Source organism: Pseudomonas sp. P7759, assembly GCF_013386445.1.
Classification (GTDB): Bacteria; Pseudomonadota; Gammaproteobacteria; order Pseudomonadales; family Pseudomonadaceae; genus Aquipseudomonas; species Aquipseudomonas azotoformans_A.
In genome coordinates this window covers 99,575-121,318 of record NZ_JACART010000039.1, presented here as the reverse complement: position 1 = coordinate 121,318, position 21,744 = coordinate 99,575, and the positions used below count along the sequence as shown (strand labels likewise).

At 61.8% G+C, this 21,744-nt stretch carries 23 protein-coding genes; 5 read left to right on the top strand and 18 right to left on the bottom strand.

Annotated elements, in window-relative coordinates; all coding sequences use genetic code 11:
• Window positions 1-24: 24 nt before the first annotated feature.
• From lipB to HX823_RS24500, 11 genes are all read right to left on the bottom strand, one after another.
• Window positions 25-672 carry a lipoyl(octanoyl) transferase LipB gene (lipB, locus tag HX823_RS24550; protein ID WP_033896440.1) on the bottom strand — a complete coding sequence of 216 codons (648 nt, stop codon included), beginning with the start codon at window positions 670-672 and terminating at the stop codon, window positions 25-27.
• Window positions 672-947, bottom strand: a complete 276-nt coding sequence (locus HX823_RS24545) for a DUF493 domain-containing protein (protein WP_010206784.1) — start codon at window positions 945-947, stop codon at window positions 672-674. The genes lipB and HX823_RS24545 overlap by 1 nt, the downstream gene beginning before the upstream one ends.
• A gap of 84 nt (window positions 948-1,031) precedes the next feature.
• Complete coding sequence (locus HX823_RS24540; protein WP_038847502.1) at window positions 1,032-2,189, bottom strand: D-alanyl-D-alanine carboxypeptidase family protein; 1,158 nt, start codon at window positions 2,187-2,189, stop codon at window positions 1,032-1,034.
• A gap of 180 nt (window positions 2,190-2,369) precedes the next feature.
• Complete coding sequence (locus HX823_RS24535) at window positions 2,370-3,368, bottom strand: septal ring lytic transglycosylase RlpA family protein (RefSeq protein WP_033896438.1); 999 nt, start codon at window positions 3,366-3,368, stop codon at window positions 2,370-2,372.
• Window positions 3,368-4,378, bottom strand: a complete 1,011-nt coding sequence (gene mltB / locus HX823_RS24530; protein WP_010206788.1) for a lytic murein transglycosylase B — start codon at window positions 4,376-4,378, stop codon at window positions 3,368-3,370. The genes HX823_RS24535 and mltB overlap by 1 nt, the downstream gene beginning before the upstream one ends.
• A gap of 17 nt (window positions 4,379-4,395) precedes the next feature.
• Window positions 4,396-5,499, bottom strand: coding sequence for a rod shape-determining protein RodA (rodA, locus tag HX823_RS24525; protein WP_050572452.1), 1,104 nt, complete (start codon window positions 5,497-5,499; stop codon window positions 4,396-4,398).
• A gap of 31 nt (window positions 5,500-5,530) precedes the next feature.
• Window positions 5,531-7,429 (bottom strand): penicillin-binding protein 2, encoded by a 1,899-nt coding sequence (gene mrdA, locus HX823_RS24520; protein WP_038847499.1) that lies wholly within the window; start codon window positions 7,427-7,429, stop codon window positions 5,531-5,533.
• Between the two features lie 15 nt (window positions 7,430-7,444).
• The gene (gene rlmH, locus HX823_RS24515; RefSeq protein ID WP_003176297.1) at window positions 7,445-7,912 is read right to left on the bottom strand and encodes a 23S rRNA (pseudouridine(1915)-N(3))-methyltransferase RlmH; all 468 of its coding nucleotides are present in this window, start codon (window positions 7,910-7,912) and stop codon (window positions 7,445-7,447) included.
• Window positions 7,913-7,921: 9 nt separating this feature from the next.
• Window positions 7,922-8,416, bottom strand: a complete 495-nt coding sequence (rsfS, locus tag HX823_RS24510) for a ribosome silencing factor (protein WP_003237041.1) — start codon at window positions 8,414-8,416, stop codon at window positions 7,922-7,924.
• A gap of 69 nt (window positions 8,417-8,485) precedes the next feature.
• Window positions 8,486-9,130, bottom strand: coding sequence for a nicotinate-nucleotide adenylyltransferase (gene nadD, locus HX823_RS24505; protein ID WP_033896435.1), 645 nt, complete (start codon window positions 9,128-9,130; stop codon window positions 8,486-8,488).
• The gene (locus HX823_RS24500) at window positions 9,130-10,395 is read right to left on the bottom strand and encodes a glutamate-5-semialdehyde dehydrogenase (RefSeq protein WP_038847496.1); all 1,266 of its coding nucleotides are present in this window, start codon (window positions 10,393-10,395) and stop codon (window positions 9,130-9,132) included. Before HX823_RS24500 ends, nadD begins: the two co-directional genes overlap by 1 nt.
• A 175-nt stretch (window positions 10,396-10,570) precedes the next feature.
• Here HX823_RS24500 and HX823_RS24495 point away from each other — a divergent pair, with 175 nt between their 5' ends.
• Together HX823_RS24495 and HX823_RS24490 are read left to right on the top strand one after the other, a co-directional pair.
• Entirely contained in the window at window positions 10,571-11,254 is a 684-nt protein-coding gene (locus tag HX823_RS24495; protein WP_177077110.1) for a DNA-3-methyladenine glycosylase, read from the top strand.
• A gap of 16 nt (window positions 11,255-11,270) precedes the next feature.
• A complete protein-coding gene (locus HX823_RS24490; protein ID WP_177077108.1) occupies window positions 11,271-12,587 on the top strand; it encodes a bifunctional DedA family/phosphatase PAP2 family protein in 1,317 nt (438 codons plus the stop codon).
• Here the strand turns inward: HX823_RS24490 and HX823_RS24485 are convergent.
• The 3 genes from HX823_RS24485 to HX823_RS24475 are packed head-to-tail and all read right to left on the bottom strand — an operon-like array spanning window position 12,581 to window position 14,262.
• Window positions 12,581-13,174, bottom strand: a complete 594-nt coding sequence (locus HX823_RS24485) for an LON peptidase substrate-binding domain-containing protein (RefSeq protein WP_038847489.1) — start codon at window positions 13,172-13,174, stop codon at window positions 12,581-12,583. The two genes, HX823_RS24490 and HX823_RS24485, sit on opposite strands and share 7 nt — an antisense overlap.
• Window positions 13,175-13,195: 21 nt before the next feature.
• Entirely contained in the window at window positions 13,196-13,912 is a 717-nt protein-coding gene (locus HX823_RS24480) for an LrgB family protein (RefSeq protein WP_038847488.1), read from the bottom strand.
• On the bottom strand, window positions 13,909-14,262 hold the full coding sequence (locus HX823_RS24475) for a CidA/LrgA family protein (protein WP_016978575.1): 354 nt from the start codon (window positions 14,260-14,262) through the stop codon (window positions 13,909-13,911). Before HX823_RS24475 ends, HX823_RS24480 begins: the two co-directional genes overlap by 4 nt.
• A 177-nt stretch (window positions 14,263-14,439) precedes the next feature.
• Here HX823_RS24475 and HX823_RS24470 point away from each other — a divergent pair, with 177 nt between their 5' ends.
• From HX823_RS24470 to HX823_RS24460, 3 genes are all read left to right on the top strand, one after another.
• Window positions 14,440-14,895, top strand: a complete 456-nt coding sequence (locus HX823_RS24470; protein ID WP_010206803.1) for a MaoC family dehydratase — start codon at window positions 14,440-14,442, stop codon at window positions 14,893-14,895.
• 105 nt (window positions 14,896-15,000) lie between these two features.
• Window positions 15,001-16,719: a C13 family peptidase gene (locus HX823_RS24465; RefSeq protein ID WP_177004231.1), complete on the top strand. Its 1,719-nt coding sequence runs from the start codon at window positions 15,001-15,003 to the stop codon at window positions 16,717-16,719.
• Between the two features lie 29 nt (window positions 16,720-16,748).
• The gene (locus HX823_RS24460) at window positions 16,749-17,390 is read left to right on the top strand and encodes an oxidoreductase (RefSeq protein ID WP_177077106.1); all 642 of its coding nucleotides are present in this window, start codon (window positions 16,749-16,751) and stop codon (window positions 17,388-17,390) included.
• Window positions 17,391-17,527: 137 nt separating this feature from the next.
• Here HX823_RS24460 and HX823_RS24455 read toward each other — a convergent pair whose 3' ends face one another.
• From HX823_RS24455 to HX823_RS24440, 4 genes are read right to left on the bottom strand one after another with little or no spacing between them, the layout of a single operon-like run.
• On the bottom strand, window positions 17,528-17,812 hold the full coding sequence (locus HX823_RS24455; protein ID WP_016978571.1) for a YceK/YidQ family lipoprotein: 285 nt from the start codon (window positions 17,810-17,812) through the stop codon (window positions 17,528-17,530).
• A complete protein-coding gene (gene ubiX, locus HX823_RS24450; protein WP_017735613.1) occupies window positions 17,805-18,434 on the bottom strand; it encodes a flavin prenyltransferase UbiX in 630 nt (209 codons plus the stop codon). The genes HX823_RS24455 and ubiX overlap by 8 nt, the downstream gene beginning before the upstream one ends.
• On the bottom strand, window positions 18,431-19,780 hold the full coding sequence (gene mpl / locus HX823_RS24445) for a UDP-N-acetylmuramate:L-alanyl-gamma-D-glutamyl-meso-diaminopimelate ligase (protein WP_177077104.1): 1,350 nt from the start codon (window positions 19,778-19,780) through the stop codon (window positions 18,431-18,433). Before mpl ends, ubiX begins: the two co-directional genes overlap by 4 nt.
• Window positions 19,781-19,837: 57 nt before the next feature.
• Window positions 19,838-21,736 carry a sigma-54-dependent Fis family transcriptional regulator gene (locus HX823_RS24440; protein WP_177077102.1) on the bottom strand — a complete coding sequence of 633 codons (1,899 nt, stop codon included), beginning with the start codon at window positions 21,734-21,736 and terminating at the stop codon, window positions 19,838-19,840.
• Window positions 21,737-21,744: the final 8 nt, after the last annotated feature.

Below are 21,744 nucleotides of genomic sequence, written 5' to 3'. Positions count from 1 at the left end.
TTTGCACTGCATCAGTAGTCATAATCAGTCGATTCCGCCCGTAAGGGTCGTCTGCTCAGCATAGTCGAGGTGTTTGACGAGCTGCGCACGCAGCCGGGCACTCACCTCGGCAAATTTAATCGGTGAAGCATGGTCACTCAGTTGCGTCATCGCCAACCCGGCATAGCCACACGGGTTGATCCGCCGGAACGGGGCCAGGTCCATGTCCACATTCAGGGCCAGGCCATGAAAGGAACAGCCGTGGCGAATCCGCAGCCCCAGTGAGGCGATTTTCGCGCCGTCGACATACACACCCGGTGCATCGGGCTTGGCCGCGGCGGTCACGCCATAACTGGCCAACAGCTCGATCAGGCAAGCCTCCATGCGGCTGACGAGGTCACGCACGCCAAACCCCAGCTTGCGCACGTCCAGCAAGAGGTATGCGACAAGTTGTCCAGGGCCATGGTAAGTCACTTGGCCACCTCGGTCGACCTGCACCACCGGAATATCCCCCGGCAGCAGCAGATGCTCAGCCTTGCCGGCCTGGCCCTGGGTGAAGACCGGCGGGTGTTCCACCAGCCAGATTTCATCGGGGGCCGACGTGCCGCGTTCATTGGTGAACCGCTGCATGGCGTGCCAGACGGGCTCATAGTCCATCCGGCCGAGCTCGCGAAAGCCCAGGATTTGAGACATCACAACACCATGTGCACGAAGCCGGTGGCCCGCAGTTCGCTGTTGATGTTGTAGAGCTGGTCTTGATCAATCGCAACGATGTGCAACTGGATCGTGGTGTATTTTCCGGTCGAGCTGGATCGCTCGTCCACGCGCTGGTCGTTGATCGTTGCGTGCTTGCGCACGATCTCGAGGATCAGGTCTTTACGGCCGACACCGGTATCGCTGATCACCTTGATGGGATAGTCCACCACCGGGAATTCGATCTTTGGCGCCTTTACTTCTTTATCGGTCATGGCGTAACGGCCTCGTAAGCGTAAGCCGTGGCGACGGGCAAAGCCCCGCGTCGGATCAACGCGGGGCTTTGCAGGTGCACACTATCAGTTGAACAAGCTGTAGAAGAATAGACGGATGCTATCCCAGACGCGGCGGAAGATACCACCTTCGTCGACGGCGTCCAGCGCGATCAGGTCGGCGCTGTGCACCACCTTGTCATCCAGCTTCACTTCGACCTTGCCGATCACATCACCCTTGGCGATTGGGGCAACCAATTGCGGGTTCATGGTCATGCTGGCCGCGAGCTTTTTCAGCTGGCCTTTAGGCATGGTCAGGGTCAGGTCGTCGGCCAGGCCGGCTTTGACCTGGGAGGTCGCGCCTTTCCACACCGGCGCGGTCGCCAGCTCAGCACCCTTCTGGTAGAAGGTCTGGGTTTCGAAGAAGCGGAAACCGTAGGTCAGCAGTTTTTGCGTCTCGGCCGCACGGGCCTGCTCGCTGTTGGTGCCGAAGACCACGGCGATCAGGCGTTGGCCGTCACGTACAGCGGACGACACCATGCAGTAGCCGGCTTCGTCGGTGTGGCCGGTTTTCAGACCGTCGACGGTTTTGTCGCGCCACAGCAGCAGGTTACGGTTAGGCTGCTTGATGTTGTTCCAGAAGAATTCCTTCTGGGAGTAGATCGCGTAGTGCACCGGGTCAACGCGGATGATCGCGCGTGCCAGGATCGCCATGTCGTGAGCCGACGAGTAGTGCTCTGGGTTCGGCAGACCGGTAGGGTTCATGAAGTGGCTGTTGGTCATGCCCAGGTCGGCCACGGTTTTGTTCATCATGTCGGCGAACGCGTCTTCGCTACCGGCGATGTGCTCGGACAGGGCCACACTGGCGTCGTTACCCGACTGGATGATGATGCCGTGCAGCAGGTCGCTCACAGTGACTTGCGAACCGACCTTGATGAACATCCGCGAACCGCCGGTACGCCAGGCGTTTTCGCTGACGGTGACCGGGTCGTTTTCGCCGATCTGGCCGCGACGGATTTCCAGGGTCGCGATGTAGGCGGTCATCAGTTTGGTCAGGCTGGCCGGCGGCAGGCGCTGGTCACCGTTGCTCTCGACCAGCACGTTGCCACTGGCGGCATCCATGAGGACCCAGGACTTGGCGGCCAGTTGCGGGGAAGCCGGCACCATTTCAACGGCCCAGGCGGCCGGGGTGATGATCAGCGAAAGAAGCAGGCACGTGCGTTTGGCTAAGGTGGTGATGTTCATCCGTCTCTCGAAATTGCTTATGGAAACTTGCCCTCGCGGGCAAAACTTATTCAGACAGCCCGTTGCCAGACTGTCGCGTGTTCGGTTGCCCGCTCACCCCTTGCCCCTGGGTTTTTATTGTTCAACGAGCCAACAACCAGGGTTCGAGCCCGCGCACGAGCCTGAACCATCAATTCTCTATTATTCGGCAGTGACCACACTGGGTTGCCCCAGGTTGGCCATGCGTACGCTGTTCTGTACCTGTGCCACTTCGCTAGGAGAGCCGATCGGGCCCATACGCACACGGTGCAAGGTCTGCTGGTTACGCACGATGGAGCTGATGAACACCGGCGCGTTGACCATGCCACTGAGCTTGGACCTTAACAGTTCTGCCGCATCCGGGTTGGCGAAAGCGCCGACCTGCAGGTATTGCCCGCCGGCCATCGAAGCGCCAGGCGCGGCATGGGGCACAACCACCGTGTCAGGCGCGTGCTGTGCCGGCGGTGGCGTCCACTGCTCGATCTTGCCAGTAGAGGCGGTCACTTGCGGCTGCTGGGTTTGCGGCTCGTTGAGCATCAACGGCGCAGGTTTGCCACGCTGGGCCCAGTACTGCGCCGGGTCGATACCTTCGACCTTCACGCGTGCGGTGCCGGTTTCGGCGTAACCGAGTTTCTTCGCGGCGGCGTAGGACAAGTCGATGATGCGGTCCGAATAGAACGGCCCACGGTCGTTCACACGCAGGATCACCGTGCGGTTGTTGTCCAGGTTGGTCACACGCACATAGCTGGGCAGCGGCAAGGTCTTGTGCGCGGCGCTCATGCCGTACAGGTCATACACTTCGCCGTTGGCGGTGTTCTGGCCGTGGAATTTGGTGCCATACCAGGACGCCGTGCCCGACTGCACGTAGGTCTTGGACTCCTGCAGCGGGAAGTAGCTCTTGCCCAGCACGGTATAGGGGTTGGCCTTGTACGGACCGGTGTGCAGGGTTGGCGTGGCATCCGGGATCTTCGACACGTCGACGTCCCACCACGGCGCGCCGTCTTTGTGCGCGCGGTTGATGTCCAGGCCCGGCTGGGAACGGACGACCGCGCCCCCGGACTTCTGCGCCGGGCCACGGCTGGTGGAGCAACTGACGACCAGCAGGGACAACGCGGCGAACGCCACCAGCTTGAGCGGTTGATTGAACGGCGATGCCCGCATTACTTGTTGCCCCGTGCTTGGACCAGCATGTCTGACAGCTGATGCACGGCCATGGCGTACATCACACTGCGGTTATAACGCGTGATTGCGTAGAAATTCTTCAGGCCCATCCAGTATTCCGGGCCGTTTTCGCCTTCAAGGCGGAACGCCGTGACCGGCATATCATCCGGCAGCGCATTCTGACTCGACCAGCCCAGCGCCCGCAACTCCCCGACCGTCTTGGCCGGCTCGATGCCCTGGGTCAGGCCTTCATCGGCGCGGTCACCGGTGACATCGGCGCGGATCACTACCGGTTCGCCGGCTACCCAGCCGTGGCGCTTGAAGTAGCTGGCCACGCTGCCGATGGCGTCGTCGGGGTTGCTCCAGATATTGATATGCCCGTCGCCGTCAAAGTCCACTGCATAAGCGCGAAAGCTGCTCGGCATGAACTGCGGCAAGCCCATCGCACCGGCGTAGGAGCCTTTGAGGGTCAACGGGTCGACCTGTTCTTCGCGGGCCAACAGCAGGAATTCGCGCAGTTCCTTGCGGAAGAAGTCAGCACGTGGCGGGTAATCGAAGCCCAGGGTCGACAACGCGTCGATCACCCGGTAACTGCCGGTATTGCGCCCGTAAAAAGTTTCGATGCCAATGATCGAGACAATCACCTGGGCCGGTACGCCGTATTCCTGCTCGGCGCGAGCCAGCACCGCTTCGTGTTGGCGCCAGAAGTCCACACCCCGCGCCACGCGGGCGTCGGTGAGGAACATCGGGCGGTATTCCTTCCACTGTTTCACCCGTTCGGCGGGGCGAGAAATGGCGTCGAGGATCGCCTGCTTTTTCTGGGCTTCGCGAAACACACCCATCAGCTGTTCACCGGCGAAACCATAGTCGCGGGTCATTTCACCGACAAACTCGGCGACCTGGGGTGAACCATCGTAGTCACCGGCCTGCGCCTCTTGCGTTGCGCCCAGCAGGCCAATCAGGCCCATCCAGGACGCGTGCCGAGTCGCCCAGCCGCGCATTACTTGCATTGACATCTTCACCTTATTCAAACCTGTGCGATCCATTTGCGATGCGTATGAATCGACATCAAAACCCCAAACGCTGACAGCAATGTCACCAGCGAAGTTCCGCCATAGCTAATGAATGGCAACGGCACCCCCACCACCGGCAACAGGCCACTGACCATACCGATGTTGACGAAAACGTAAACAAAAAAAGTCATGGTCAAGGCACCCGCCAGCAATTTGCCGAACAGTGTCTGCGCTTGCGCAGTGATCACCAGGCCGCGACCAATCAACAGCAAATAGATCAGCAACAGCGCGCAAATGCCCACCAGGCCGAACTCTTCGCCCATTACCGCAATAATGAAGTCGGTGTGGCTCTCGGGCAAAAAGTCCAAGTGCGACTGGGTGCCCAGTAACCAACCCTTACCAAATACTCCGCCGGAACCGATGGCGGCCTTCGACTGGATGATGTTCCAGCCGGTGCCCAGCGGGTCGCTTTCCGGGTCAAGGAAGGTCAGGATCCGTTGCTTCTGGTAGTCGTGCATAAAGAAGAACCACATGGCGATGGCCACCGGCACGGCGGCGGCCAGCACGCTGAGGATCCAGCGCCAGCGTAAACCGCCCATGAACAGCACGAACGCCCCGCCGGCCAGAATCAGCAGCGAGGTGCCGAGGTCCGGCTGGCGCACGATCAGGATGAAGGGTATGCCGATCAGGATCAGGCTGATCCCCACGTGCTTGAGCTGCGGCGGCAAGGTGCGCTTGGACAGGTACCAGGCGATGGTCGCCGGCATCAGAATCTTCATGAACTCCGACGGCTGGAAGCGGATCACCCCCGGAATGTTGATCCAGCGGGTCGCGCCCATGGCGTTGTGGCCCATTACGTCCACTACCACCAGCAGCAACACGCCCGCCACATAACCCAGTGGCACCCAGCGCGCCATGAAGCGCGGTTCCAACTGGGCAATCACCACCATCGACAGCAGGCCCAGGCCGAATGAGGACGCTTGCTTGATCAGCAGGTCCCAGTTTTTGCCACTGGCGGAATACAGGACGAACAGGCTGCCGGCCGCCAGAGTCAGCAGCAGGATCAGCAACGGGCCATCAATGTGCATGCGCTGCAGCAACGTCGCACGGCGACGCATCACATCTTCGCTGGAGAGGATGCGGTCAAAATTACTCTTCACGGGCCGTAACCTCGGTACTTGAAGGGGGGCCGCCATATTCGGGCTTGAGCCTGCCGTCGTCGGCCAACAGCCAGGCGTCCATGATCTGGCGCACCACAGGCGCCGCGACGCCGGAGCCGGACTCGCCGTTCTCGACCATCACCGCTACCACGATTTTCGGGTCATCCGCCGGCGCGAAGCCAACAAACAAGGCGTGGTCTCGGTGGCGTTCCTGGACTTTGGTGCGGTCGTATTTCTCGCCCTGCTTGATCGCCACAACCTGGGCCGTACCGCTCTTGCCGGCAATGCGGTATTGAGCGCCAATCGCGGCCTTGCGCGCAGTACCACGGGCGCCGTGCATCACTTGCTGCATGCCATGGTTGACCTTGGTCCAGTCGGACGGGTCGCGCAGCACGATGTCCGGGATCGGGTTTTCGTCCAAAGGCTTCTCGCCCTCGATGGTCTTGGCCAGGTGTGGACGGTTCCAGATGCCTTTGTTGGCTACCAGTGCCGTGGCCTGGGCCAATTGCAGCGGCGTGGCTTGCATATAGCCCTGGCCGATACCAAGAATCAGGGTTTCACCCGGGAACCACGCCTGGCGGCGAGTCGCGCGCTTCCATTCGCGCGACGGCATCAGGCCAGGCGACTCTTCGAACATGTCCAGGGAGACTTTCTGACCGAGGCCGAATTTGCCCATGTAGGCAGAGAGGCGGTCGATCCCCAGCTTGTGCGCCAGGTCGTAAAAATAGGTGTCGTTGGAGCGCATGATCGCGGTGTCCAAGTCGACATAGCCGTCACCGGTGCGGTTCCAGTTGCGGTATTTGTGATCGTAGTTGGGCAGCATGTAGTAGCCGGGGTCGTAGACTCGGCTGGAGGCCGTGACCACGCCCGCGTCCAACCCCGCAATCGCCACCGCCGGTTTGATCGTCGACCCCGGCGGATACAGGCCACGCAGTACGCGGTTGAACAGCGGGCGGTCGATGGAATCGCGCAACTCGGCGTAGGCCTTGAAGCTGATGCCGGTCACGAACAGGTTGGGGTCAAAGCTTGGCTGGCTGACCATCGCCAGTACTTCGCCGGTCTTCGGGTCCAGCGCCACCACCGCGCCACGACGACCACCCAGGGCCATCTCGGCGGCTTCCTGCAACTTGATGTCCAGGCTCAGGACGATGTCCTTGCCCGGTACCGGGTCGGTACGCTTGAGCACCCGTAGCACGCGGCCACGAGCGTTGGTCTCGACTTCTTCGTAACCCACCTGGCCGTGCAACTCGGGCTCGTAGAAACGCTCGATGCCGGTCTTGCCGATATGGTGGGTACCGCTGTAATTGACCGGATCGAGGGTTTTCAGCTCTTTCTCGTTGATCCGCCCCATGTAGCCGACAGAGTGGGCAAAGTGCGGCCCTTGCGGGTAATGGCGCACCAACTGCGCCACCACTTCCACACCTGGCAAGCGGAACTGGTTCACCGCGATCCGGGCGATCTGCTCTTCGGTCAGCTCAAACAGGATCGGCACCGGCTCGAAAGGTCGGCGCCCCTGTTTCATGCGTTTTTCGAAGATCACCCGATCTTCCGGCGTCAGTTGCAGCACCTCGACGATCACATCGAGGATCTGCTGCCAGTCGCCGGAGCGCTCGCGGGTCATGCTCAGGCTGAAGCTGGGCCGGTTATCCGCCACCACCACGCCATTGCGGTCGAAAATCAGCCCTCGGGTCGGCGGAATCGGCTGCACATGCACCCGGTTGTTTTCCGACAAGGTGGAGTGATAGTCGTACTGGATCACCTGCAGGAAATACAGGCGCGCGATCAGCACGCCCAACAACGCCACCACCATGATTGCGCCAAACACCACGCGAGCGCGTACAAGACGTGCGTCTTTCTCGTGGTCCTTGATGCGGATCGGCTGGGTCATCGGGAGGGGCGCAGATTATTTGTGGTAAGGGTGCCCGGACAGAACTGTCCAGGCGCGATACAGCTGTTCACCGATCAGAATCCGTACCAACGGGTGCGGCAACGTCAGCGCCGACAGCGACCAACGCTGATCCGCCCGCGCACAGACTTCCGGCGCCAGCCCTTCGGGGCCGCCGACCATGAAGTTGACCGTGCGCGAATCCAGGCGCCAGCGATCCAGCTCCACCGCCAATTGCTCGGTGCTCCAGGGTTTGCCGTGCACTTCAAGGGTGACGATGCGCTCGTTGGGGCCGACCTTGGCCAACATGGCTTCGCCTTCCTGACGGATAAAGCGCGCCACATCGGCATTCTTGCCCCGGGTATTAAGCGGTATTTCCACCAGTTCAAGCGACAGCTCAGCGGGCAGACGCTTGGCATACTCGTGCCAGCCTTCTTCCACCCACTTGGGCATGCGTGAACCGACAGCGATCAGACGCAGGCGCACAGCCGTTCCTTATTCCTGGTCTTTGTTCAGCTTGTCGAAGTGCGCGTGGCCCACTTCCGGGCTGTGGTGCTTGCCATCGGCGGCACGGCTCTGCTCGGCGCCTTTCCACAGACGCTCCAGGTCGTAGAACTGGCGGGCGTTGGAGGTCATCATGTGAACGATCACGTCGTCCATGTCCAGCAGCACCCAGTCGCTGTCGCCCTTGCCTTCTTCACCCAGTGGCTTGACGCCTTGGGCTTTGACGGCTTCGCGGACTTTGTCCAGCATCGCGCCAATCTGGCGGTTCGAAGTACCAGTGGCGATGATCATGTAGTCGGTGATGCTCTGCTTGTCGCGCACGTCCAGCACCTGGATGTCCTGGGCTTTAACGTCTTCCAGGGCAGCCACGGCGACTTTTACCAGCTCTTCGCCAGCCAGTTCTGGGCCAACATGGGCTTCTACCGGCAGCGGGGCGCTTTTGAAGGTGCCTTTGCGCTTAACTTTGCTTACGTCTTTGTTCGTCATATAAAACTCGTTTTGCTCGTATGTTCGGGCGCTCGCTGCACGACATTTCGTGCGTTCAAGCGCGCCTTTTCAGTTCGACGCACGGTAAAGCCCGTGCGCATCGATGTAGGCCAGGACCGCGTCAGGCACCAGGAAACGTACCGACTTACCGCTGGCCAGCAGTTGACGGATCTGGGTGGCGGACACCGCAAGCGGGGTCTGCCAGACGAATGCAATATTCCCGTTCGGCCCGGTCAGGGCCAAGGGGTCACTTACCGACCGCGCGGCCAGCAGGTTGCGCAAGGCATCCGGCGGTTCGCTGTCGGCATCCGGGCGTTGCAAAACCAGGATGTGGCAATGCTGGAGGAGTTCCTCCCAGCGATGCCAAGAGGGCAGGCCGCAAAATGCGTCCCAGCCCAAAAGCAGAAACAACTGGTCATCTGCGGCCATTTCAGCGCGCATCACTTCCAGGGTATCGACAGTGTAGGACGGTTTGTCACGCTTGAGCTCGTGGTCGTCCACCACCAGCGGCGTTATGCCCTCCACCGCCAGGCGCACCATTTCCAGGCGCTGCTGCGGCGACACTTGCGGCGTATCGCGATGGGGCGGCCGAGCGTTGGGCATCACGCGCAACTCGTCCAGCGCGAGGGCATCCGCGACTTCCAGGGCGCTGCGCAAATGGCCGATGTGCACGGGGTCGAAAGTACCGCCGAGCAACCCGATGCGTTTACCCATCAAGTGCGCACATGACCATCGCCGAACACCACGTACTTCTCGCTGGTCAGGCCTTCCAGGCCAACCGGGCCACGGGCGTGGAGCTTGTCGGTGGAAATACCGATCTCCGCCCCCAGGCCATACTCGAAGCCGTCGGCAAACCGCGTCGAGGCGTTGATCATCACCGAAGCGGAGTCCACTTCGTTGAGGAAACGCCGGGCATCGCTGAAATGCTCGGAGACAATGGCGTCGGTGTGCTTGGAGCCGTAGGTGTTGATGTGTTCGATGGCTTCGTCCAGATCGTCGACCAGCTTGATCGACAGGATCGGCGCCGTGTATTCGGTGTACCAGTCCAGCTCGGTCGCCTCGATCACGTCCGCGCCCAATAGCGCACGGGTACGCTCACAACCGCGCAATTCCACACCTTTGTCCCGGTAGATGGCAGCCAGCGGCGGCAGCACGCGTTCGGCAATGCCTGCGTGCACCAGCAGGGTTTCCATGGTGTTGCACGGGGCGTAACGGTGGGTCTTGGCGTTGTCGGCGATGCGGATCGCCTTGTCGATGTCGGCGGCGATGTCGATATAGACATGGCACACGCCGTCCAGGTGCTTGATCACCGGCACCTTGGCATCACGGCTGACGCGTTCGATCAGGCTCTTGCCACCGCGCGGCACGATCACGTCGACGAACTCCGGCATGGTGATCAGCGCGCCCACGGCGGCACGGTCGGTGGTTTCCACCACTTGCACCACTTCGGCGGGCAACTCGGCCACGGCCAGACCCTGCTGGATGCACGCGGCGATGGCACGGTTGGAATTGATCGCCTCGGAACCGCCACGCAGGATGGTGGCATTGCCGGACTTGAGGCACAGGCTCGCGGCGTCGATGGTCACGTTCGGGCGCGACTCATAAATGATGCCGATCACACCCAGGGGCACGCGCATCTTGCCGACCTGGATGCCAGACGGCAGGTAACGCATATCACGGATTTCACCGATGGGGTCAGGCAGCTTGGCCACCTGACGCAGGCCTTCGATCATGTCGTCGATACGTGCCGGGGTCAGCGCCAGGCGGTCCAGCAGGGCCGGTTCCAGGCCATTGGCGCGGCCGTTGGCCAGGTCTTGCTCGTTGGCGGCGGTGAGCTCGGAGCGCGAAGCATCCAGAGCGTCGGCGGCGGCCAGCAGGGCACGATTCTTCTGCGCAGTGCTCGCACGGGCGATCAACCGCGAGGCCTGACGGGCAGCGCGACCCAGGCGGGTCATGTAGTCAAGAACGGACTCAGTCATGGTCAGGGAGTCTTGGCAGGGAGGAAAGCGGCAGATTATAGCTGTGACGCCGCCCGACTGACAGCGGTGAGGGGCGGATGGTCGAAATGAACTGTAAAAACCTGGGGTTCAGCGGTAATTAAGGTGGGAGTTGTTATGATTCCGTCACATTTAGCCGTATTTACCCCTGACTGCCATGCCCAGCCCATCGCCCCAACTCCCCGCCAGCGCCCTGCCCGACAGCTTCTTCGACCGTGACGCGCAAATTCTTGCGCAGGCATTGCTCGGAAAAATCATCCGTCATCGCGTGGGAAAAATCTGGCTTTCAGCACGAATTATTGAAACCGAAGCCTATTACGTGGCCGAGAAAGGCAGCCACTCCTCATTGGGCTACACAGAAAAGCGTAAGGCTTTGTTTCTAGATGGTGGCCATATCTACATGTACTACGCCCGTGGCGGCGACTCGCTGAACTTCAGCGCCCATGGGCCGGGCAATGCCGTGTTGATCAAATCGGCCTATCCGTGGGTCGATGAATTATCCGGCCCGGCGAGCCTGGCGCAAATGCTGTTGAACAACCCGAATGCCGACGGCAGCCCACGCGCCTCGCAGAAACTCTGCGCCGGCCAGACCCTGTTGTGCAAAGCCTTGGGGCTGAAGGTGCCGATGTGGGACGCCAAGCGTTTCGATCAGGAACGGCTCTACGTTGAAGACGTGGGCCAGGCCCCGACCCAGATCATCCAGACCACGCGCCTGGGCATTCCCAGCGGGCGTGATGAACACCTGATGTACCGCTTCGTCGATGCGGGCTACGCGCCATATTGCACGCGGAACCCCTTGCGCCGGGGCCAGGTCGAAGGCCGCGATTATTTTTTGATTTGAGCAGGGAGTGGATTGTATGGGCCAATGGCTCGATAGCATTACCGGTTGGTTGACGCTGAACCCCGAATGGCTGGCAGTGGCGGTGTTTATCGTCGCCTGCGTGGAGTGCCTGGCCATCGCCGGGCTGATCGTGCCAGGCACGGTATTGTTGTTTGCCATTGCCGCCCTCGCCGGCAGCGGTGCGCTGTCACTCAGCGAAACGTTGTTGCTGGGCTTCCTCGGCGGGTTATTGGGTGACGCGGTTTCCTACTTCCTGGGCCGACATTTCCATCAGAACATCCGGCGCTTACCCGGCTTGCGCCACCACCCAGAATGGATGAACAGCGCCGAAACCTACTTCCACAAGTACGGCATCGCCAGCCTGCTGGTCGGCCGCTTCATCGGCCCGCTGCGCCCCATGCTGCCGATGGTGGCCGGGATGTGCGACATGCCCTTCCCACGCTTTGCGATTGTCAGCGTCGTCGCGGCGGCGGGTTGGTCGGTGGCGTATCTGCTGCCAGGCTGGGCGACCGGCGCGGCTTTCCGCCTGCCATTGCCCGAAGGTTTCTGGCCTGAAGCAGCAGTCGTTGCGGGATGCCTTGCGGTCGTGATCGGGCTGAGCTTGAACAGCAGCCTGCGCGGCCATCGTCGCGCCACCTTGTGGATCGGCTGCGCCAGCCTGACGGTATTGATCGCCTTGTTTATCGGCTACCCCCACCTCAATGACTTCGACCAGGGCCTGAGCGCTCTGGTGCAGGAACACCGCAGCCCGTGGCTGGACGAGGTGATGGTGCGCATCACCCAGTTGGGCGAATTCAAGAAGATGTTCTTCGCCAGCGCCGTGTTCACTGGCCTGCTACTGCTGGCGCGACAATGGCGCCATGCCGTGTTTGTCGGCGCAACGCTGGCCGGGGCTGCGGTGATCAACACCGGGACCAAGTTGTTTTTCGCACGCGGCCGCCCGGAAATCCTGACAGACCCATTGACCAGTTTCAGCATGCCCAGCGGCCATGCGTCCGGCGCGTTCGCGTTTTTCCTGGCGCTGGCGATCCTGGCCGGTCGCGGGCAACCCGTGCGGTTGCGCCTGACCTGGATGCTGCTGGGCTGTATTCCTGCCGCGTTCATTGCGCTATCGCGCGTCTACCTCGGCGCCCATTGGCCCACGGACATCCTGGCCGGCACATTGCTGGCGATGACGGTGTGTGCGTTCAGCCTAGGCGTGAGCCAGTACAAAAACCCGCTGCCGGCCATGTCGCAAAAGACCTGGTGGCTGTTGCTGCCGGCACTGGTCGCGGTGCTGAGTTTCATCGCGCTCACCGGCACGCCCCACGCCCTGCTGCGCTATGCCTACTGAGTGAACAGTTCGCCCTGCAACTCGTCGAGCAGCATCTGGATCGCGTCCAGGCGCTGTTGCGGGTCGTCGAGTTGCAGCAGGTCGATCTTGTCGGCCTCGGTAAAGGGCAGCAGATACGCCAACTGATTGCCCAAGGCTTGCTGGCCGTCGGCGTGGGCGTCCATGTCCAGCGAGGCCACCATGGGGTGCTCGGCCAACGCCTGGAGCAGCGCCAGCAGGTCGGCGTCTTCCTCTTCCAACGGTTGGTCCGGCAGCTCTTCGAGCCACTGCACTTCAGCCACCAGCAATTGGTCCTTTTGCACGCCAGCGTCCCGTACGCGGAAGCGGCGCCCGCCCTCGACGCGAATCCCCAACAAGCCATTGTCCTGTTGCTTGAAGTCGCGGATCAGCGCTTCACAGCCGATCAGCGCATAGCCATCCGGCGCCGTGCCCACCTCCTGGCCGTCAAGAATGCACACCACGCCGAAGCTTTCGCCTTTTTTCATGCAACGGGCGACCATGTCCAGGTAGCGCGCCTCGAACAGTTGCAGATCGAGGGTGCAGCCAGGGAACAGCACGGTATTGAGCGGGAACAGCGCCAGACTCATAAAGGTTTCCTTAAACCCGGTTTAAACGATCACCGACACGGCCAGCGGCAGGAATACCGCCGTGGCCACGCCCATCAGACTCATCGCCAGCGCTGCAAAGGCGCCGCATTCTTCGCTTTCCTGCAGGGCCACCGACGTGCCGACGGCGTGGGCCGTCATGCCCAGCGCCATGCCGCGCGCCTCGGGGCTGTGCACACCCAGGCGCGACAAATAGGCCGGGCCGATCATCGCGCCGACCACCCCGGTGATCAATACAAACACCGCCGCCAGGGCCGCCACGCCACCGATCTGCTCGGCCACCAGCATGGCGATCGGCGAGGTCACCGACTTGGGCGCCATGGTCATCAACATCATGTGTTCGGCACCGAACCACCAACCCAGCAGCACACACAGGCCGGTGGCGAGGACCCCACCTATCACCAGCGTAGTAAAAATTGGCCAGAACAATTGGCGAATGCGCCGCAGGTTCAGGTAAAGCGGCACCGCCAGGGCCACTGTTGCCGGGCCGAGCAGGATGCCCATGATCTCGGTGCTCTTGCGGTACTCGGCGTAGCTCAGGCCGCAGGTGATCAGCACGCCGATCACCAGCAGCATGGACACCAGCACCGGCTGCAGGAAGATCCAGCGGGTTTTCTCGAACCCTGCCAGTACCAGTTGATAAGCGCCAAGGGTGATGCCGATGCCGAACAACGGGTGATGAATGACTGCCGTCCACGCGCCCTGCCAGTCGAAGATCATTGATCCTTCTCCTTGCGCTTGACCATCTGCTGCATCAACACACCGACGAAGCCCATGGCGATCACCAGCGACAGCACCAGCGCGCCGACAATGGCCCAGAAATCCGCGGCAATGTCCTTGGCATACACCATCACCCCTACCGCTGGCGGCACCAGCAGCAACGGCAAGTAACGCAATAGGCTGCTGGCCGCCAGGCTCAAGGGCTCGCCGACCTCGCCCTTCCAGATCAGGAAACCCAGCATCAGCAGCAGGCCGATGATCGGCCCCGGCAGCACCGGCAACAGCAAATGATTGATCGCCGTGCCGATCAGTTGAAACAGCACCAGCCAGGTCAGGCCACGTAACAGCATCCGTTCTTCCCCCTCAAGACTCGCCCGCATTATAAGCACGCCCGCCCTATGCACCGGCATTCGCCAAAAGCATGGTGGGTTGACCGAGCCGATTGGCCATGATGATCTACATTGGTTCTCTGTAACCCATAAAAAACCAGACGTTGTACACAGCGTGATGAACCAAGGAGAGACGCAATGCCCTATGTACCCGTAGCGCAGCTCAAAGATTATGTCGGCAAGGAACTGGGACGTTCCGAATGGCTCACCATCGACCAGGCGCGTATCAACCTGTTCGCCGAGGCCACTGGCGATCATCAGTTCATCCACGTCGACCCGGTCAAGGCCGCGCAGACGCCGTTCGGCAGCACCATCGCCCACGGTTTCCTGTCGCTGTCGCTGATGCCCAAGCTGATGGAAGACCTGCTGATCGTGCCCGAAGGCCTGAAGATGGCGGTCAACTATGGGCTGGACAGCGTGCGTTTCATCCAGCCGGTCAAGGTCAACTCCAAGGTGCGCCTGAACGTGACGCTCAATGACGTCACCGAGAAAAAACCCGGCCAATGGCTGCTCAAGGCCACTGCCACCCTGGAAATCGAAGGCCAGGAAAAACCGGCTTACATTGCCGAGTCGTTGTCGCTCTACTTCGTGTAAGCCCGCGCCTGTGGTGGGGATATAAACCTCACCACAGTGTATGTAAATTTATGTATGAAACTCGCAGCTGCGGCATACTCGGCGCTCAATTATCCGGATCCCGCTATGCGCCCACTCGCCCCCCTCGCCCTTGCCCTGTTGCTCACCGCTTGCGGAGACGGCGAATCGCTGTTGCCGCCCGATGCGCGCCTGCCCGACGGCGGCCGTTACCGGGGCGACGTGGTCGATGGCTTGCTGCAAGGCCAGGGCCGCGTGGACTACCCCAACGGCAGCTGGTACGCCGGCCAGTTCGACAAAGGCCAGTGGCACGGTCAGGGCGAGTGGCATGGCAGCAACGGCGAAGTCTATAAAGGCCAGTTCCAGCAGGGCCTGTTCGACGGCCAAGGCAGCTTGACCACGGCGGGCAGCCACTATGTCGGCGGCTTCAAAAATGGTCGACGCAATGGCGAAGGCACCCTCAAAGAGGGGCAGATGACCTATCGCGGCGAGTTCAAGGACGACCAGTATTCCGGCCTCGGCCGCCTGGAGCTGGCCGACGGCAGCCAATACCAGGGCCAGTTCGCCCACGGCAAGCCGAATGGCGAAGGCCAGCGCAACGACGACAGCGGCAACCAGTTCAGCGGTCATTTCGTTGATGGCCAGCTGGAAGGCAATGGCACGTTCAACAGCGCCGATGGCGACATCTATGTCGGCCAGTTCAAACAGAACCAACTGAACGGCAAGGGCCGCTACGAGAACGCCGACGGCGACGTGTGGATCGGCCAGTTCAAGGAAGGCGCGCTCAGTGGCAAGGGCGAATTGATCGGCGTGGATGGCAGCCACTATGTCGGCCAGTTCAGCGATTGGCGGTTCACCGGCGAAGGTCGCCTGAACCTCACCGACGGCAGCTTCTATATCGGCGGTTTCGACAGCGACAGCTATCAAGGCAAAGGCACCCTGGTGCTCACCGACGGTACTGTACAGGCCGGCACCTGGGTCAACGGCATGCGCGTGCGGGACGCCGACGGCAAACTGCTGCCCGACCCGTTGGAAATCGGCGTGTTGGCCCAGGGTCGCCTGCTCGACGCCGCCCTCGCCGCCGTGCCCGCCTCCACCCCTGCCGTGGAGCTGTACACCCTGGCCGTGGCTGGCGATGGCAAGCAGAGCGTGTTCCTGCGCGAAGCCGATTACGTCAGCAACATGCTCGCCACCCGTTTCGGTGCACGCGGGCAGATTCGCCTGGTCAACCACCGCGACCACATTGCCGACCGCCCGCTGGCCACTCGCGAAAGCCTGCGCCGCGCCGTGCAGACCCTGGCCGACCGCACCGGCCCGGAAGACCTGGTGTTTATCTACATGACCAGCCACGGCACCCACGAACACGAACTGGTGCTCGACCAACCGCGCATGGAGCTGGCCGACCTGCCCGCCGATGAGCTGGCCGCCGTGCTGGCACCACTGAAGAACCGCGACAAGATCGTGGTGATCTCGGCCTGCTACTCCGGTGGTTTCATCCCGGCCCTGAAGGACGAGCGCACCCTGATCATGACCGCTTCCCGCGCCGATCGCGTGTCCTTCGGCTGCTCCGAAGAAGCCGACTTCACCTACTTCGGCGACGCCCTCTTCGCCCAAGCCTTCAACCAGACCGACGACTTGCAGCAAGCCTTCAAGCTGGCACAGCTGCATGTGGCCGAACGCGAGCAGGCGGACAACTTCGAAGCCTCCGAACCGCAGATCTGGGCCCCCAAGGGTGTGATCGCCCATTGGCAATTATTACGCAAACAGCAGGCACGAAAGGCGCTCGAAAGCGTCTCAATGAATAGCAAGGAAGCCAAAGGCAACTAAGCTGAACTGTGTAACAAGGGGGAAACACCATGTACCTGACGCCTCAGCATATCTTGCTCGCCGGAGCCACCGGCCTTACCGGCGAACACCTGCTCGATCGCCTGCTCAACGAACCCACCGTGACCCGCGTGCTCGCGCCCAGCCGCAAGCCACTGGCCGAACACCCGCACCTGGAAAACCCGGTGGGCGACCCGGCGGTGTTCCTGCCGCAGCTGAGTGGCCAGGTGGACCTGGCCTTCTGCTGCCTGGGCACCACCATCAAACAGGCGGGCTCCGAAGCGGCGTTTCGCGCCGTCGATCTGGACATGGTCGTGGCCTTCGCCAAGCGTGCGCGGGAAATGGGCGCACGCCACCTGATCGTGATCAGCGCGATTGGCGCCGATCCAAAATCCTCGATCTTCTACAACCGCGTCAAAGGGGAAATGGAAGCAGCACTCAAAGCCCAAGGCTGGCCACAACTGACCATCGTGCGGCCGTCGTTGCTATTGGGGGAACGGCTGGAGCCGCGTTTGGCGGAGCAACTGGCCGGGCCGTTGTCGCGGCTGATTCCGGGCAAATACCACGGCATTGAAGTGTGCGAGCTGGCCCGGGCCATGTGGCGCCTGGCGCTGGAAGAGCAGGACGGGGTGCGGGTGGTGGAGTCGGATGAGCTGCGCAAACTCGGTAAATAACCCAATTTAGCGGCCTGACAGAGATCCAAATGTGGGAGCGGGCTTGCTCGCGAAAGCGGTGGATCAGTCAACCTATGCATCGATTGAAATAACGCCTTCGCGAGCAAGCCCGCTCCCACATTGGTTTTGTGTTGCGGTCAAAGACCGCCTGTGGCATTGAAGCCAACGCCCAACACCGTCAACACCGACAGCGGCAACAACAACGTATCGAGCAACGCACTCGCCGGCAGATCCACACCGGGATAAGCCGGCGCCTCTGCACCAAACCTGTCCTTGGCGCAGCAACCGCCATTCATTGCATACAAATCCAACCGCGTACCGGCATACACCACCGGCGCGCCAGGTTGCGCCGCGTCCAACGTGCGCGCCGTGGCGCAGCCCGTCAGTTGCAGCGCCAGCAGGATCAGCAGCGCCTTATTCATCGCTGCTCAGATGGTGCTCGCCCCAGCGCGGCAGCATGTCTTGGGGAATATTCAGCAGGTTGAGAATGCGCGCCACCACAAAATCCACCAGGTCATCGATGGTCTGCGGCTGGTGATAGAAACCCGGCGAGGCCGGCAAGATCGTCACGCCCATGTTCGACAGCTTGAGCATGTGTTCCAGATGAATGCTCGAATACGGCGCTTCACGGGGCACCAGGATCAACTGGCGACGCTCCTTCAGGGTCACGTCCGCTGCGCGCTCGATCAGGTTGTTGCAGGCTCCCGTAGCAATGGCCGACAGGGTGCCGGTGGAACACGGCACCACCACCATCGCCGCCGGAGCACCCGAACCAGACGCCACGGGCGACATCCAGTCCTCTTTGCCGTAGACCTTGATCTGCCCCGCCGCCGCACCGGTGTATTCGGTGAGGAAGGCCTGCATCATCTGCACCTTGGGCGGCAGCGCCACGTCGGTCTCGGTGGCCATCACCAGTTGCGCGGCCTTGGAGATCAGGAAGTGCACCTCACGGTCTTCACGCACCAGGCAATCCAGCAGGCGCAAACCATAAGGCGCACCGGAGGCGCCGGTCATCGCCAGCGTGACGCGTTCCGGGCCACTCATTTCAGCGCCTCGGCCAGTTTGCCGTGCAGGCCGCCAAAGCCGCCGTTGCTCATGACCACCACGTGGGTGCCCGGCTTGGCCTGATGCTTGACGTGTTCGATAATGCCTTCGATGGAGTCACACACAGTTGAAGGCACGGTGCACAGCGCTGCGATTCCCGGCAGGTCCCAGCCGAGGTTGGCCGGTGCGTACCAGACCACCTGGTCGGCATCGTTGACGCTTTCCGGCAGGCCATCGCGGTGGGCACCCAGCTTCATGGAGTTGGAACGCGGCTCGACAATCGCAATGATCGGCGCATCGCCGACACGCTTGCGCAGGCCGTCCAACGTAGTCGCAATGGCCGTCGGGTGGTGGGCAAAGTCGTCGTAGATGGTAATCCCATTCACGTCGGCAACTTTTTCCATGCGGCGCTTCACGCTTTTGAAAGCGCTCAACGCAGCAATGCCCATGGACGGCACCACGCCAACATGCCGCGCAGCCGCCAGGGTGACCAAGGCGTTGGCGACGTTGTGCTGGCCGGTCATGTCCCACTCAACGACGCCTTGCGCCTCGCCTTCGAACAGCACTTCAAATCTGGAACCGTCTTCGCTGAGCAGCTTGACCTGCCACTGCCCGTCCACGCCGGTGGTTTGTACCGGGGTCCAGCAGCCCATCTCGATCACACGCTGCAAGGCGGGTTCGGTGGTCGGGTGGATCACCAGACCTTCGCTTGGAATGGTGCGTACCAAGTGATGGAACTGACGCTCGATAGCCGGCAAATCGGGGAAGATGTCAGCGTGATCGAACTCCAGATTGTTCAGGATCGCCGTGCGCGGGCGGTAGTGAACGAACTTGGAGCGTTTGTCGAAGAAGGCGCTGTCGTATTCATCCGCCTCGATCACAAAGAACGGCGTATCGCCGAGGCGCGCCGACACCGAGAAATTCTGCGGCACGCCGCCGATCAGGAAGCCCGGGCTCATGCCCGCATGTTCCAACACCCAGGCCAGCATGCTGCTGGTGGTGGTTTTGCCGTGAGTGCCGGCGACCGCGAGTACCCAACGGCCTTGCAATACATGGTCAGCCAACCATTGCGGGCCGGACACATAAGGCAAACCTTTATTGAGTACGTATTCGACCGCCGGATTGCCACGGGACATGGCATTGCCGATCACCACCAGGTCCGGGACCGGGTCGAATTGCGACGGGTCGTAGCCTTGGGTCAGCTCGATGCCCTGGGCCTCGAGTTGCGTGCTCATGGGCGGATAGACGTTGGCGTCGGAGCCTGTCACGTGATGGCCCAGCTCTTTGGCCAGAACCGCCATCGAGCCCATGAACGTGCCGCAAATACCGAGAATATGAATGTGCATAGTCGACCTCGTAAAACATCGAGGCAGGTTAGCGCAGGGGGGCGAAAATCGCACCCTTTAGCTGAGGGTGTGACGTGCGATGCCGTGCCGGCGCAGCTTCCTATACAGCGTGTTGCGGCTGACGCCCAGTTGCTCTGCCGTGTGCGTCATGTGCCAGCGCTGCTGCTGCAACGCGGCGAGCAACGCCAGGCGCTCGGCGTCTTCCAGCGGCGACTCCAACGGTTTGGCCTGCGCAACCGGCAAGGGTCGGGCCTGACGAATCTGCGCGGGCAAATCCTCCAGGCCGACACGTCCTCCATCACACAGCGCCACCAGGGTGCGCAGTACCGTGCGCAACTGGCGGACGTTACCCGGCCAGGCAAACGCCAACAACGCGCCACGCGCCGATGGGTCGAGAGCCACCGACTCGCCATTGGCCTCCTGGGCCAGCAGGAAATCCAATAACTGGGACTTATCGCTACGCTCGCGCAACGGCGGCAAGCCGACTTCCAGGCCATTGAGCCGGTAATACAAATCTTCGCGGAAGCTGCCGTCCTGCACGCGCTCCAGTAGATTGCGGTGGGTTGCGCTGATAATTCGTACGTTCACCGCCTGGGGCTCGCCGCCGAGCGGCACCACCAGCCGATCCTCCAGTACCCTTAATAGTCGGGTTTGCAGCGCCAGGGGCATGTCGCCGATTTCATCGAGGAACAGGGTGCCGCCGTCGGCTTGCTGCAACTTGCCTTGCATGCCTTCTTTGCGCGCACCGGTAAAGCTGCCGCCGCGATAGCCGAACAGTTCGCTTTCGATCAGGCTTTCCGGGATGGCGGCGCAGTTGAGCGCGACGAATGCCTTGTCGGCACGTTGGCTGGCCAGGTGCACCGCCTTGGCGAAGGCCTCTTTGCCGGAACCGGTTTCGCCATTGATCAACAGCGGCACATCACGCTCGAACACCCGCAGCGCCTTGCGAAAGTCCTGTTGCAACGCGGGATCGCCCAGGCAGATGCCTGGCAACGGAGCAGGCTCAGGCTTAATGAAAGGTGCTGGTGCGCTGCGCGCTTGCCCACGTAATGCGGCAAACAGTTGTCGACCATCGCGGGTGCGCAGCGGCCAACTGGCCGTGGCATTGGCGCTGGCGCGGCCGAGTAATTGATCCAGGGAACAGTCGAAAAACGCTTCCACCGGCTGCCCCAACAAGCCGCCACGCATCTGGCCCAACAGGTTCAACGCGCTCTGGTTGACCGCACAGATGCGCCCTTCTCCGTCAAAGGCCAGCAACCCTTCGCTGAACAGCCCCACCGACTCGGCCTGCAAGTGAAAACGCAGCAGCCAGTGGTTCTCGAAATGACGCAGGAAGTAGCAACTCTCGATCATCTTCGCCGACAGGTTCACCAGCGCCATCGTGTGAAACTGGCTCTGGCGCGACACCGCTTCCCGCGCGGAGGACACATCCAGCACCGCCAGCAGATCCCCATGGGGATCGAACACCGGGCTCGCCGAGCAGGTCAGCCCGGTATGCCGGCCACGAAAGTGTTCGTCACGATGAATGGTCAGGGATTGGCGTTCCACCAGGCAGGTGCCGATGCCGTTGGTGCCCTCACAGGCCTCACTCCAATCCGCGCCCAGCCACAACCCGGCGCGCTCGAAGATCTTGCGCTCGGACGGCGCGGTGACACAGTTGAGGATCACGCCGCGTGCATCCGTGAGCAACACCGCATGGCCGGCGCCCGAGAGCTGCTGATGCAGGCTGTTCATCTCGTTGCCGGCGATGTGCAGCACTTGTTGCAGGCGCTCGCGGCTTTCCAGCAAGCGACCATGTTCAAGCACAGTCGGAGCAATGGTTTGCGCAGGGTCGAGGTGGTAGTCCTCCAGACAACGCAGCCAGGAGCGGGCGATGGACGGATCGCTGGACGGGTCGCGGCCATGCGCCACGGTAAGGACTTGCTGGGCATGGCGACTGAAATGATCGTTGTGCATTTCTTATT

Coding starts and splice junctions, on each gene's coding strand:
- lipB (WP_033896440.1), bottom strand. CDS start 672: ATGTCTCAAATCCTGGGCTTTCGCGAGCTCGGCCGGATGGACTATGAG.
- HX823_RS24545 (WP_010206784.1), bottom strand. CDS start 947: ATGACCGATAAAGAAGTAAAGGCGCCAAAGATCGAATTCCCGGTGGTG.
- HX823_RS24540 (WP_038847502.1), bottom strand. CDS start 2,189: ATGAACATCACCACCTTAGCCAAACGCACGTGCCTGCTTCTTTCGCTG.
- HX823_RS24535 (WP_033896438.1), bottom strand. CDS start 3,368: ATGCGGGCATCGCCGTTCAATCAACCGCTCAAGCTGGTGGCGTTCGCC.
- mltB (WP_010206788.1), bottom strand. CDS start 4,378: ATGCAAGTAATGCGCGGCTGGGCGACTCGGCACGCGTCCTGGATGGGC.
- rodA (WP_050572452.1), bottom strand. CDS start 5,499: ATGCGTCGCCGTGCGACGTTGCTGCAGCGCATGCACATTGATGGCCCG.
- mrdA (WP_038847499.1), bottom strand. CDS start 7,429: ATGACCCAGCCGATCCGCATCAAGGACCACGAGAAAGACGCACGTCTT.
- rsfS (WP_003237041.1), bottom strand. CDS start 8,416: ATGACGAACAAAGACGTAAGCAAAGTTAAGCGCAAAGGCACCTTCAAA.
- nadD (WP_033896435.1), bottom strand. CDS start 9,130: ATGGGTAAACGCATCGGGTTGCTCGGCGGTACTTTCGACCCCGTGCAC.
- HX823_RS24500 (WP_038847496.1), bottom strand. CDS start 10,395: ATGACTGAGTCCGTTCTTGACTACATGACCCGCCTGGGTCGCGCTGCC.
- HX823_RS24495 (WP_177077110.1), top strand. CDS start 10,571: ATGCCCAGCCCATCGCCCCAACTCCCCGCCAGCGCCCTGCCCGACAGC.
- HX823_RS24490 (WP_177077108.1), top strand. CDS start 11,271: ATGGGCCAATGGCTCGATAGCATTACCGGTTGGTTGACGCTGAACCCC.
- HX823_RS24485 (WP_038847489.1), bottom strand. CDS start 13,174: ATGAGTCTGGCGCTGTTCCCGCTCAATACCGTGCTGTTCCCTGGCTGC.
- HX823_RS24480 (WP_038847488.1), bottom strand. CDS start 13,912: ATGATCTTCGACTGGCAGGGCGCGTGGACGGCAGTCATTCATCACCCG.
- HX823_RS24475 (WP_016978575.1), bottom strand. CDS start 14,262: ATGCTGTTACGTGGCCTGACCTGGCTGGTGCTGTTTCAACTGATCGGC.
- HX823_RS24470 (WP_010206803.1), top strand. CDS start 14,440: ATGCCCTATGTACCCGTAGCGCAGCTCAAAGATTATGTCGGCAAGGAA.
- HX823_RS24465 (WP_177004231.1), top strand. CDS start 15,001: ATGCGCCCACTCGCCCCCCTCGCCCTTGCCCTGTTGCTCACCGCTTGC.
- HX823_RS24460 (WP_177077106.1), top strand. CDS start 16,749: ATGTACCTGACGCCTCAGCATATCTTGCTCGCCGGAGCCACCGGCCTT.
- HX823_RS24455 (WP_016978571.1), bottom strand. CDS start 17,812: ATGAATAAGGCGCTGCTGATCCTGCTGGCGCTGCAACTGACGGGCTGC.
- ubiX (WP_017735613.1), bottom strand. CDS start 18,434: ATGAGTGGCCCGGAACGCGTCACGCTGGCGATGACCGGCGCCTCCGGT.
- mpl (WP_177077104.1), bottom strand. CDS start 19,780: ATGCACATTCATATTCTCGGTATTTGCGGCACGTTCATGGGCTCGATG.
- HX823_RS24440 (WP_177077102.1), bottom strand. CDS start 21,736: ATGCACAACGATCATTTCAGTCGCCATGCCCAGCAAGTCCTTACCGTG.